A 12,257-nucleotide genomic window follows, 5' to 3' on the forward strand; every position below is an offset into this window, starting at 1 on the left:
TGGAACCACATGATTCAAGAAGTGTGGTTGCCTTTGTCGTCGTCCGACGACTCTCCAGATGACCTCTATTGCGAACTCTATCGTGAAGTCTCGGGATACCTTGTCCACCATGTGGACGAAGGGGATTTTGCTAGTGTGGTGGCGGATCGACTCCTAAGTCAAGATGCGTTCATTTCCACTAGTAGTGGCGATTTCTCCGGCGAAGAATCCGCAGCACGGTTCCTGAGCGCAGTTTGGGGAGTGCTCGATGATAGCTTCGAAACGGATGTGGCACGCACCTACTGCGGTCTTCTCAACTCCTTCATTGATCGTCACAACCTCAGGTACTCAGTCGATGAATTCGGAAGACTCTATCCTTCGCTTGAGGGTCTATTTGTAGGGGCGCTGGGTGATCTTCGTTCGACTGCACGGCTAGATTCGCATCTCGAATCGCTGATGGTAGACCTGGAGCAGTCGCTCTTCGACCTATCGACTGGAGAATCTGACGGCAGGATCCGGACTTGCATTCAGAAGCAAATGAACCTGCTCGAAGCGCTTGGTCAAACACATCCGAAATCAAAGGGATCGACCCTTGGAAAAATCTGCGATGAACTGGACTCTTGGCCGCATGCCAAGGTGCGTGACGCAATGAAGAATCTATACGGCTTCGCCTCGGACTATCCTGGAATACGCCACGGTGGCACGCCTGGGAATGCGCTGAGACGCATGGATATGCGAGATCTTATCTCTTTGTCAATCTGCATACTTGGCTTCACGCCATATCTGAGTTCAAACTTTGACGCGGCGGTTGCGTATAGGGGGCACTCCGGCGATTAGGGAACGCTGTAGCGAAGATGTGACAAGAGTGGCATTGAAGGGTGAATTGGTTCGGTAATGAAGGAGTTGCCGAGGTGTTGTTCTAATGCATTCTAATGCGCTAGGCGTTGGGCCGCGTATTTCAGGCGTGCCGTTGTGGTACGAATGAGGGTTCATGTCCTCCTCGCGGTCGATTATTCACTGACGAAGTGTCAAGATAACTGGCCTCTTGGTGCGGCTGAAGTTCCCTGAGTTCGGGCAGAGAATTCCGTGCTGTGCCAAGATCAGCAAACTGTAGACATCACAAGGGGAGGGCCCGTGGGTGTTGGCAACTTAGACTTCCTGCAGGCCTCGTGTCGATCTGCTGATGCGCGCCAACCCCAACCAGGCACGGGCGATGGATCCGAAGCTGCTGTTAGTGGCGACCCTTCACATACGCCGCGCGACTGGGGCTGACGCGGCTGGTCGGTCAGGTCCAAACGATGAACTGGTCACGGTGATCCGGGAGATCAACGGGTCGGTGGAGGCAGGCAGTGCATAGTGCTGGCGGACTCCTACCCGAGGTACTGCGCCTGCCAGGCCAGCACCCCGGTTCCGACCGCGACGGCCACCAGCAGGATCACCCAGATGAACCGCGGTAGGTGGCTCAGCGACCGCAGCTGGTCGAGATCCGAACGGCCGGAGCGGGTGCGGGCGGCCTCGACGATGGTGTGCAGGTTGCCGAACAGCAGCAGCCAGATCGCGGTGTACGCGAAATGTAATTGCAGCGTGGGGGATCCGTAGTAGGCGACGACGCCGATCGCCGACCCGCAGACCACCAGCACCAGCAGCCCGAAGATGTTGCGGATGAACGGCACCATCGCGACGATCAGCGCGACCGCGCCCCACAGCAGCACCGGGAGTTGGCCTGCCGCGATCAGGAGCGCGCCTGCGAGGCCGAGCAGCGAGGGCGCCAGGAAGCCTGCCGCCGCGGTGAGCACCATGCCGGGGCCGCGGGGCTTGCCGCGTGAGAGCGTGAGGCCCGAGGTGTCCGAGTGCAGCCGGATCCCGGTGAGCCGACGGCCCGTCACGACCGCGGCGATCGCGTGCCCGGCCTCGTGCACGAGCGTTACCGCGTGCCGGGTCAGAGACCACAGTGGGCCGAACAGGACCATTGCGGCGGCGATGGCGATGGGGAGGTAAGCCGACCACTGCGCCCAGTACGAGTTCACCTGACCAGCGTGCCAGGCCGCAGCGGCCAACTAGCATCGGTACCGGGTCACGATGTCTGAGGGTGGAGGGACTCGATGGAAGCCGTCACGGATTCGACCGGAGCAGAACCCGACCATGGCCGAGTCATGGTGCGCAGTGAGTTCGCGCCCCTACGGACTGTCGCCGTTGCCCGGTCACAGTTCTGCGCTCCCGACGAGGTGTCGGCCGGCGAGGTGTCGTTCCTCCCGCCCGAGGCGCGCCCGCTCCTCGAGCGCATGCTCGGACGCGATCACGGCGATGTCTATCCCGACCGCCAGCGGCTCTGGGAATCCGAACGCGAGAACCTGTGCTCGGTGTTCGAACGCCATGGCGTGGAGGTCCTGCGCCCGCGCTTGCTGACCGATGCGGAGAAGGCGGCAGGCGGCTCGAACGGCTACGCGAACTTCTTCGTCCGCGACCCCTGGTTCACCATCGGCGACATCGTCGTCGAGGGGAATCTGAGGCTGCCCCACCGCAGGCGGGAGGTGCTGCCAAGCCGCGACATCCTCACCGCCAGGGCGCTCGAGGGGCGCTGTTCATACCTGGCGCTGCCGCAGCCCGCGGTGCCAGACGGGGCGCCGGGTGATCTGGGCGCCGGGCCCTTCCTCGAGGGCGGTGACGTGCTCGTGCACGAGAAGCGGGTCTTCGTCGGCAACTCCGGGCTGGCGTCCAACGCCCTCGGGATCCACTGGCTGGAGAAGCTGCTCACCCCACTGGGCTACACCGTGGAGACCGTCCGCCTCGCGCCGAACTTCCTGCACCTCGACTGTGCCCTCGGCCTGATTCGGGAGGGGCTGTTGGTCGCGTGCCCGGACGCGCTCCTCGACGGCCTGCCCGCCGCGCTACGCGGCTGGGAGCGGATCGAGATCAGCGAGAGCGACGGAATCGACCTCGGTACCAACGGCCTGCCCATCAGCCCGGAGGTCTACGTCACCGATCCGGCCTTCCGTCACATCGGTGACCGGATCGCCGCGCACGGCGTGACCGTCGAATACGTGGACTTCGCGATCACCCGCGGCTTCGGCGGGTCGTTCCGGTGCACCACCCAACCGCTGCGGCGGGAGTGAGCCGCGACCCGTCGGTCGCCGTCAGTCCTGGATCCGCCGCCACGGGCGGGCCTCCTCCAGCTCGAACGCGAGCTCGAGCAGGGTGCGCTCGTCGCCGTGGTCGGCCGAGAAATGCGAGGCCAGCGGCAGCCCCCCGGCGGTCTCGTGCAGCGGCAGCGAGATGGCGGGTCCGCCGGACGCGTTGTTCAGCGGGGTGAACGCGGTGTAGTTGACCAGCTTGGTGAACAGTTCCTCGAAACTCTGTGCAGGAGAGAGATATCCGAGACTCGGGGTGGTGTGCGCGAGGACGGGTGAGAGCAGTACGTCGTACTTCTGGAACACCTCCGCGTACTGCCGGTGGGTGCGCCGCAGCCGATACAGCACCTGCGGAGTCTTCGCGATGTTCTTGCGGTACATCGCATCCAGCCCGCGGGTCAGGTTGTCGGTCTTGGCCTTGTCGAAGTCCGGGCCGAGCATTCGCTTTCCGCCCGCACAGATCGCGAACGACAGGAACCCCCAGTAGTTCGAGAAGTCCTCGACGAACGACCGATCGACCGGCAGCGGCGCCTCCTCGACATGGTGGCCGAGCCCGTCGAGCAGGTCCGCGGTCGCCGTGACGGAGGCACGGGTCTCGTCGTCGGTGGGGATGCCGGTGATCGAGTCGATGATCACGCCGATCCGCAGGCGGGTGCGTCCCGGGCCCTCGACCAGCCGGATGGGCGGGAGTTTCGGGTTGCGGTAGTAGGTTTCGGCCGCGGCATAGAACCGAGCGGTGTCCCGGACCGATCGCGACAGCATGCCCTGAGCGACGATGCGGATCGGCATCGCGCGGTCCGCGGGGTCCGCGACCGTGCGCCCCCTGGTGGGCTTGAGGCCGACGAGACCGCACGCGGCCGCGGGGATCCGGATCGATCCGCCGCCGTCGTTGGCGTGCGCGAACGGGAGTACCCCGGACGCGACCAACGCCGCGGATCCCCCGGAGGAGGCTCCGGAGGAGTACGCCGGATTCCACGGGTTGTGCACGGGCTCGGCCGTCGCGTACTCGTTCGAGGCGCTGAAGCCGAACTCGGGCAGCCGGCTCTTGCCGATCGGCACCGCGCCGGTGGACAGGAACTGCCTGGCGAAGTCGCTGTCCGCGCGGGCGGGCCGCCCAACGAACGCCGCGCTGCCGTGATTGGTCGGCAGGCCCGCGACGTCGACGTTGTCCTTGACGATCGTCGGGACGCCCGCGAAGACGCCCGTGTGCGGCCCCGCGGCTCTGCTCAGTGCCCGATCGAAGTCGGTGAAGGCGATCGCGTTGAGCGAGTCCCGGACCGTCTCGGCGCGTTCGACCGACGCCAGCACCGCCTCATGGGAGGACAACTGCCCGGAGGCGATCAGCTCGGCGATGCCGGTGGCGTCGAGGTCGCCGAGGGCGTCGTCGCGGAAGGCGTGGATGCGTACGTCGTCGGTCATCGGTGTCCTCGGATCGGGTTGCAGGCACAGCCGGCCGGCGGTGTGGCCGGCCCGACTCCGAGATTAACGCGGATCCACCTCCCGCAGCCCGTCCTCGGTGAGTTCGAGCCACCGGGTCGCCCCGATCTCCCGGAGGAAGGGCAGGTCGTGGCTGGCGACCACGAGCGCGCCGCGGAACTCGGACAGCGCCGACGTGAGGTGCGCGAGGCTGGGCAGGTCCAGGTTGTTGGTCGGCTCGTCGAGCATCAGCAGCCTGGGTGCGGGCTCGGCCAGCAAGATCATCGCCAGCGCCGCGCGCAGCTGTTCACCGCCGGACAGTGCCGAGGCCTGAGCGTCGGCCGCGTTGCCGCGAAACAGGAACCGGGCCAGCCGCGCCCGGATCTGCTCCGGGGTCGCGTGCGGTGCGGCGTCGGCGACGTTCTGCGCAACCGTGCGGTCGCCGTCGAAGATGTCGAGCCGCTGCGGAAGGGACCGCCATGGCACCCGCGGGCCCGCATCGGTGATCGCGCGAAGCAGGGTGGTCTTGCCGATACCGTTGCGCCCGACCAGCGCGATGCGCTCCGGCCCGGACACGGTCAGCGACACCGTCGGACCGCAGGCCAGGGTGACGTCCTCGAGTTCGATGACCTGCTGGCCCGGGTGGACGGCGGTCTCCGGCAGGTCGATTCGGATCTCGCGGTCGTCGCGGATCAGATCCTCGACCTCGGTGAGGGTCTGCCTGGCCTCCTCCAGCTTGTCGATGTGGCTGCCGCGGAGTTTGCCCGCCGACACCTGGGCCTGACGCTTGCGCTCGTGGGAGATGATCTTCGGCACCCGCTTGTTCGTCTCCATCTTCTTGCCGAAACGCAGCCGACGATCCAGCTTGGTCTGCGCCTCGACCAGCTCGCGGCCCTGCTTGCGCACGTCGCTGCGGGCGTCGCGGACCGCCGCGCGGGCCGCCTCCTGCTCGGCGTCGATGGTGGCTCGGTAGGCACTGAAGTTGCCGCCGAACATCCGCACCTCCCCGCGGCGTAGCTCGGCGATGGACCCCATCCGCTCGAGCATCTCGCGGTCGTGGCTGACCACGATCGCGGTGCCGGGGAACTGTCCGACCGCCGCATACAACCTGGCCTTCGCGGCCAGGTCGAGGTTGTTGGTCGGCTCGTCCAGCAGCAGCACCTGCGGGTCGCCGAGCAGCGCGGCGGTGAGGCCGAGCAGCATCGTCTCTCCGCCGGACAGCGTGCCGACGGTCCGGTCGAGCGCGTCCGTCGAGGGGGCGATATGCGCGAGCCCCAGCCGGTCGAGCGTGGCGACAGCGCGTTCCTCGATGTCCCAGTGTCCGGCGGCGACGGCGAAGTCCTCGTCCGTTCCCGCACCGGATTCGATGCGGTGCAGTGCCTTTCGCGCCGACTCGATGCCGAGAATGGCGTCCACCCGTCGGCCCGGGTCGAGGGCGAGGTCCTGGCGCAGGTACGCCAGCGACCCGTGCACGGTCACCGAACCGCGGTCGGGGGTCAGCTCGCCGGCGATCAGCCGGAGCAGCGTGGATTTGCCTGCGCCGTTGAGGCCGACGAGTCCGGTTGTGCCGCTGCCGAACACGGCGTCGAGGCCGTCGAAGACGGGGTCGCCGTCCGGCCAACTGAAGGCGAGATCGGAAAGGGCGAGATAGGGCTGGGCCATGGGTGCTCCTAGAGGTGGGTTGCTGTGCGACGGCGTGCACGAGCACGCGACGCGATGCGTTCACTACCTCTGAATGAGCAAGGGCCCTTCTCCGATCGTCGACGACAAGACGTCCACCACGATAGGACGACCCCGGCGGTTCGACAAGGGATTTATGAGCGGCGCCTCAGATGTTCGGTCCCTCGGACCGCAGTTCGTCGACCCGGCCCATCGCCTCGCGCAGTTCGGCGAGCCACTGTTCGCTGTGCTCGCCCGCGAGCTTGACCGCCCAGGTCAGCGCGTCGGCCCTGGATCGGGCAACCCCGGCGTCGACAAGGGTGTCGAGCACCCGCCGCTCGGGCTGGCGCAGCCGGGTCATCACCGGCACCGCCAGATGGGTGAACAGCACGTGCCGCTCGCCCACGGTGACGCCCCACGCGACCTTGCGCCCGTAGCGGGCCTCGGCCTCGTCGGCGATCCGCATCCGGTCCGCCCTGGTTGTCTCCCGGAACCGGGAGATCCGGCCGTCGACGGCGGCCTGGGAGGTCTCTTCCGGTGCGGGCAACTCGCCGGTGACGACGATCTCCTCGCGGTCGACCACCACCGTGGCCGGACCGGTGAACCAGTCCTCGGGTAGTCGTCCGGCGAACCACTCGCTCGCGTCGCTCGCGTCGGGGGTGTCCGCCTGCTGCCAGCCGCCGGGCCGTCCGAACCTGCGGCCGCCGTGTCCCGTGTATCCCATCGAGCTCACCTCTAAGGTTGCGCTGATTACTTGATTACAGTCATACGCTCCTTTCGGCGATAGCGCTACGCGGGTGCTGCCGGGAGGGTGCCCCGGTCTAGGCCGCATCGGCGAAGCCTGGCGATCCCGGCGAACGACTTTGCCCACGGCGGCCAGGATCAGGATCGCCGCGGCGCCCGAAGTTCCAAATATTCTCCGCGCCATCTTCTGGTTATTGGTGCGCAACAATTTGGTTGAAATTGGTCGGATTAATTCCACTTTTGGGCGCCAGATAATCAACGTCGACGGGCATGTTGGGCGTGCGCCCGCCAAGTCGGAAGAGTCATCAAAATCGGTCCGGTTCAGCAACTCTGGAGGGTTATGTTTGACATCCGCTGATTGGCATGCCAGCCTCGATTCGACGCGCGTCCCGCCATTTCAATCCCAATTCAGTTCTCCTGCCGAGCCCATGTTTGGTTACTGACCAGCGGAGGTTGCCGTGGAAAATCTGAACAGCACCGTCAAGTTCTCGCCACTCTCAACGTCTTTTGTTGATGAAGGTGTCGATGCACTGTTGAATCGGATTTGTGTTCGGGCGCCATATTTTGCGTTACAGGACCTCGCTATCCTCTCCGAGGGGACGGTGACCTGCACCTTCCCGACGGAAGTCGACCCGGGCGATGACGGGCCGATCACGGTGGCTGAACTCGCCCGGCATTCGGCCATTGCGGGTTTGTGCGCCGTCGCGAGTTCATTTGACGATGGCGGTCGACGCTACTACCTCGCGCGAACCGGAACCATGACGCCCCTGAGCGACACAGGGTACGTACCAGGGGCGATCATCTCGGCCGAGGCAACCGGCGCACTCACTTCCCAGCGAACCGCGAAAGCGCAGTGCACGGTGACCATTGGCGGGGGCTCCGCGATTCACATGGAGATCGGCTACAGCGTCTTCACCGAGTCGGCGTTCGGCAAGTTCTTTGGGTATCTCAGACGTGACACAGATGATGATCTGCCTTCGAACCCGTACACGGCCCCGATGCCGATACACGACGTGCGTGTCGAAACAGGTTCAGCGACAGCCTTTTCGAGTGTGTCCCCTGAGCAGTGCATCGGCCACTTCTCGGGTTACCCAGCGATGCCGATCGCTTACCTGTTGAGCGCGAAGTTCGAGCTCGGGGCGATCCTGGCGTCCGAAATTCTGGCTGGACGGAAGGCAATCCTGACATCGTCCGAACTGATTGACTCGCTCGCACTGATCCCGTCGAACACTCGAGTGGATCTGTCCGCGGTCGTCGAACAGGTTGCCGAAGACTCCTGCACGATCAATCTTTCAGCAGCGGTCGCAGGAGAAGTTGCAGTGCTTGCACGCGCGAGCTACCGGTCCGCCTGACCGCTTGGCCTCGACGGGATCGGGAGGCAACGCGGCCCCCGGCGACAGTGCCCCGCATCGGTATCGATGCGGGGCACTCGCCATTCGGGCAAGAGGAACCCGGCTCCTAGCCCTGCGACAGCCCCGGCTGCGTCTGGATCTTCCCGGGACCGCTGGCGCCGCCGGCCTTCGCAGGCATGTGCCATTCGCCGTCCGCGCCGCACACCAGGCCGTGGCTGACATCGCCGGGCTTCTTGTTAATCACCGTTTCATTGCCCTGGTCGTCGGTGTTCACGATCGGGCACGGCCCCGTCGGACCGTTTGGGCCGATGGGGGTGCTGGGCTCGGCGTTGGCGACGGACGCCGCCCCGAAGGCACTCAGGATCGGAAGGGCTGCGATGGCGACGACGGCAAAGGTGCGACGGGCGTTGAACATTCAGTATCTCCTGGGGTGATGGGGGTGAGGTGCGTTGGTGACAGGGACAACTCTGCCCAGTCCGGGCACCGCTCAGAAGCAACCCAAGGGTGCGGCTCGGCCACCCAGGGAATGGATCCTCGCCACCCCGGGATCGGCGCCACCTTGGTGGCGCGAGGTGCGGAAACTGCGCGCCGGCGGCCGGGCCGCCTAACCTCGAGGCCATGCGGATGAAGCTGAGTGTGGCGGGGATCGCGGTGTCGGCACTGGTGCTGGGCGGATGCACCATCGGGCAGACCGAGTCGGAAACGGAGATCGCAGCGCAGCAGTTCGCCGACGCGCTCACCCAGCGGAACGCGCAGGCGGCCGCTGACCTCACCAGCGACCCGGCGGCAGCGGCGGCTGCGATCACCCAGATGTTCGACGGCCTCGCCGCCAGGGACGCGACCTTCGTAGTCGCGGGCACCGACAGCGATGCGGGCACCTTCACCCTCGACGCGGACTGGATCCTCGGCGCCGAGCCCGAACCCGAGGCGGAGTCCACCACGACGCCGACGGCCGGGACGACGAGCGCCACCCCGACCGCCGAGACCGACTCGGCACAGACCTGGAGCTACACCACGACCGGCGGCGGCCAGGCCGTCGCCGACGGCGGCAAGATCCCATGGGACCCGCAGCTGCTGGCCCCGGGGCTGACGGCGGACAGCACGCTGCGCTACACCACCCTCGCCGGTGGCTCCCCGCAGGTGCTCGACGCGGCCGGTCGCCCGCTGATGACCGAGCAGACCGTCACCCTGGTCAATCTCGACCCGGCGACCATCGCCGATCCGGCAGGCACCGCCGCCGCGGTCGCGCAGTTGGTCGGCCCGGTGGCCCCCACGGTCACCGCGGCCTCGCTGCAGGCAGACCTGGCCGGCTCCCAGGGCAAGACCGTCACTGCGATCACACTGCGGGACGTGGACTTCCAGCCGATCGCCGATCGGCTCGCAGCGGTCCCCGGCGTGCAGTTGGTCAAGCAGGCCCGGCTGCTCACCGCGGACAAGGCCATGACCTCACCGACCCTCGACGGACTCCGGGGGCTGTGGCAGCAGGGCCAGGACGCCTCCGCGGGCTGGGCGGTACAGCTGGTGTCCGCCAACGGATCCGCGCAGCGGCTGGCCGGTGAGGACGGCACGATTCAGCCCGACATCGCCACCACCCTCGACCCCGCGATCCAGGGCGCCGCCCAGGCGGCCATCGCCGATCTCCCGCAGCAGTCCGCGATCGTGGCACTACGGCCGTCCACAGGGGCGGTGCTCGCGGTGGCGCAGAACCCGGCCGCCACCGCGCAGGGCCCGATCGCGCTGACCGGCCTGTACCCGCCCGGGTCGACCTTCAAGACGGTCACCACTTCCGCAGCGCTGCAATCGGGTTCGGTTACCCCCGACACCGTGCTGCCGTGCCCGGGCAGCGCGAACATCGAGGGCCGCACCATTCCCAACGATGACAACTTCGACCTCGGTTCGGTGCCGTTGCACACCGCGTTCGCGCGTTCCTGCAACACCACCATGGGCGCGCTCGCGGTCGCCCTGCCGCCGTCCGCACTGCCTGATGCCGCCCTGCAGTTCGGTCTCGGGGTGGACTACGTGACGCCGGGGCTGACCACGGTGACCGGCAGCGTGCCGCCCGCGGACACCCCGGCGCAGCGCGTCGAATCCGCGATCGGGCAGGGGCAGGTGACGGCGACGCCGTTCGGGATGGCGCTCGTGGCGGCCTCTATCGCCAAGGGCTCCACGCCGGCTCCGACACTGGTCGCGGGGATGCCGGGCGTCGCGAACGCGACACCGGCCCCGGCGCCCCCGCAGGTCACCGAGCAGCTGCGGACCATGATGCGCGAGACGATCACGTCGGGCACCGCCACCCAGCTCGCGGACATCGCCGACCTGCGCGGCAAGACCGGCACCGCCGAGGTGGGCGACGCCCCCGCGCACGGCTGGTTCGTCGGCATCGACGGCGACGTGACCTTCGCGGTGTTCGTCGCGGGGGCGGACAGCTCGGCCCCAGCGGTGGACGCGGCCGGACGGTTCCTGCGACCGATCCAGGCCCAACTCCCGCGGTGACCCCTCGGGCGGTACCTCTTAGTGCTCGCTCATCTGTGAATCCGGAGTTGGCAGGGCTGGGCCTGTCCTGTCCGATTTCCGAGACCGCATGACACCGAGTGCCGTATCTTCACCAGTTCATTCACGTTTTGGGGGGTTCGGGAAAGATGCGCACATTGACAGGCGTCAGCTGGGCTGTCGCGGCGGTCACCGCGGCGGCGCTGCTCGCCACCTCTGCGCCGGCAAGCGCAGGGTCCACAGACGCCCTTCTCGGCGTCACCGGGTCCGCGAGCACCGGGTCATCGGACACCGGGTCCGGGGGCGCACAGTCCACGACGCCCCTCGAGCTGCCGCCCATGGTCGCCGCCGGTAGTGGCTACGCCGCGGAGTTGAAGGCCGCAGTCGACTATTGGACCGTCGACCGGCTCGCGCAGGGCGGTCTCAACGATGACAACCTCGCCAACGGGCTCGACGGCCAGGGCAGCGACGTCATCGTCGAGCCGACGGCAGGAGGCGACGCCCTCGGCGCCACCTTCACGGGCCAAGGCCAGATCCGCAAGACCGCCGGGAAGTTGTTCCTCAAGCGCACCAAGCCGAGAAGCGACGACTTTGTTCTGACCAGTTGCTCGGCGAACGTCGTCAGCAGTGCCAACCAGAGCGTCGTGCTCACCGCTGCCCACTGCCTCCTGATGGACTCCTCCAACTGGGACTTCGGCACGGGGATCGAGACCACGCAGACGGTCGGTGCGGTCTTCATCCCGGGCTTCGACGGCGCCGCTCTTGCCCGCCACGTCCCTGGCAGCGATGGCGGGACCACGATGCCCGGCACCGACATCGCGCCCTACGGCGTGTGGGGGGTGACCCGTGCGTGGATCACCAACGGATGGGCTGCCGACGCCAGCCAGTTCGGCGAAGGCCCCGGGCACGACATGGGGGCGTTCCTGGTCGACAGCCCCACCGACAGCCGGCCGATCCAGCAGGTCACCGGCGGTCAGCAGGTCGGCTTCAACCTGCCCCAGGGCAAGGTCCTGACCGGCTTCGGATACCCCTCCGACAACATCAAGAGCTGGTACGCGCCGCCGATGGTCGACGGCGTCCCGACCCGCACGGGCGCGGCCAACCGTAACGGGGTGCCGTCCGAACTCCAGCGCTCCTTCGACGGCCGCACCCTCAAGGTCAGCTCCGGGCAGACAACGGGCATCGCCGAGAGGTACCTCGACGTGCTGCCGGCGGCCATCAGCCCCGGCGCGAGCGGCGGGCCGTGGTTCGAGCAGTACGACCCGGCCACCGGTACCGGCATCCAGGTCGCCGTCACCTCCCACTTCGTCAATGCCGATGGTGGCCTCCCGGTCCTGGAGACCGTCCTCGCCAACATGAACAGCGCCCGTCCCTACATGTCGGCCACCCACTTCGTGGATCAGGAGAAGGCCGTCTACGACCTCGCGCAGGCGCAGGTCGCACCGAACTGACACGGTGACGGGTCTCGGGCGCGGACGAGGTCCGCGCC

General features: G+C 67.2%; 10 protein-coding genes. 5 read left to right on the forward strand and 5 right to left on the reverse strand.

All coding sequences use genetic code 11. The features are described 5' to 3' along the window. Positions 1 to 9: 9 nt before the first annotated feature. A complete protein-coding gene (locus ACWFRB_RS01525) occupies positions 10 to 816 on the forward strand; it encodes a hypothetical protein (RefSeq protein WP_452638299.1) in 807 nt (268 codons plus the stop codon). 533 nt (positions 817 to 1,349) lie between these two features. On the opposite strand, the gene ACWFRB_RS01530 is transcribed toward ACWFRB_RS01525, so the two are convergent. After that, positions 1,350 to 2,006: a M50 family metallopeptidase gene (locus ACWFRB_RS01530; RefSeq protein ID WP_452638300.1), complete on the reverse strand. Its 657-nt coding sequence runs from the start codon at positions 2,004 to 2,006 to the stop codon at positions 1,350 to 1,352. 126 nt (positions 2,007 to 2,132) lie between these two features. Here ACWFRB_RS01530 and ACWFRB_RS01535 point away from each other — a divergent pair, with 126 nt between their 5' ends. Next, complete coding sequence (locus ACWFRB_RS01535) at positions 2,133 to 3,092, forward strand: dimethylarginine dimethylaminohydrolase family protein (protein WP_452638301.1); 960 nt, start codon at positions 2,133 to 2,135, stop codon at positions 3,090 to 3,092. A 21-nt stretch (positions 3,093 to 3,113) separates the two neighbouring features. Here ACWFRB_RS01535 and ACWFRB_RS01540 read toward each other — a convergent pair whose 3' ends face one another. The 3 genes from ACWFRB_RS01540 to ACWFRB_RS01550 all read right to left on the reverse strand — a co-directional run bounded on the left by ACWFRB_RS01540 (position 3,114) and on the right by ACWFRB_RS01550 (position 6,906). Further along, positions 3,114 to 4,526, reverse strand: coding sequence for an amidase (locus ACWFRB_RS01540; RefSeq protein ID WP_452638302.1), 1,413 nt, complete (start codon positions 4,524 to 4,526; stop codon positions 3,114 to 3,116). 63 nt (positions 4,527 to 4,589) lie between these two features. Continuing rightward, entirely contained in the window at positions 4,590 to 6,185 is a 1,596-nt protein-coding gene (locus ACWFRB_RS01545) for an ABC-F family ATP-binding cassette domain-containing protein (RefSeq protein ID WP_452638303.1), read from the reverse strand. 166 nt (positions 6,186 to 6,351) lie between these two features. Then, complete coding sequence (locus ACWFRB_RS01550; RefSeq protein WP_452638305.1) at positions 6,352 to 6,906, reverse strand: hypothetical protein; 555 nt, start codon at positions 6,904 to 6,906, stop codon at positions 6,352 to 6,354. 478 nt (positions 6,907 to 7,384) lie between these two features. Between ACWFRB_RS01550 and ACWFRB_RS01555 the strand changes: the two genes are divergently transcribed. Further along, positions 7,385 to 8,278 carry a hypothetical protein gene (locus ACWFRB_RS01555; RefSeq protein ID WP_452638306.1) on the forward strand — a complete coding sequence of 298 codons (894 nt, stop codon included), beginning with the start codon at positions 7,385 to 7,387 and terminating at the stop codon, positions 8,276 to 8,278. 106 nt (positions 8,279 to 8,384) lie between these two features. Here ACWFRB_RS01555 and ACWFRB_RS01560 read toward each other — a convergent pair whose 3' ends face one another. Beyond that, the gene (locus tag ACWFRB_RS01560; protein WP_452638307.1) at positions 8,385 to 8,693 is read right to left on the reverse strand and encodes a hypothetical protein; all 309 of its coding nucleotides are present in this window, start codon (positions 8,691 to 8,693) and stop codon (positions 8,385 to 8,387) included. Positions 8,694 to 8,902: 209 nt separating this feature from the next. On the opposite strand from ACWFRB_RS01560, the gene ACWFRB_RS01565 reads away from it, so the two are divergent. Then, entirely contained in the window at positions 8,903 to 10,771 is a 1,869-nt protein-coding gene (locus ACWFRB_RS01565) for a penicillin-binding transpeptidase domain-containing protein (RefSeq protein ID WP_452638334.1), read from the forward strand. Between the two features lie 146 nt (positions 10,772 to 10,917). Continuing rightward, positions 10,918 to 12,219, forward strand: a complete 1,302-nt coding sequence (locus tag ACWFRB_RS01570) for a trypsin-like serine peptidase (RefSeq protein WP_452638309.1) — start codon at positions 10,918 to 10,920, stop codon at positions 12,217 to 12,219. Positions 12,220 to 12,257: the final 38 nt, after the last annotated feature.

The organism is Rhodococcus sp. NPDC055112 (genome assembly GCF_053607505.1).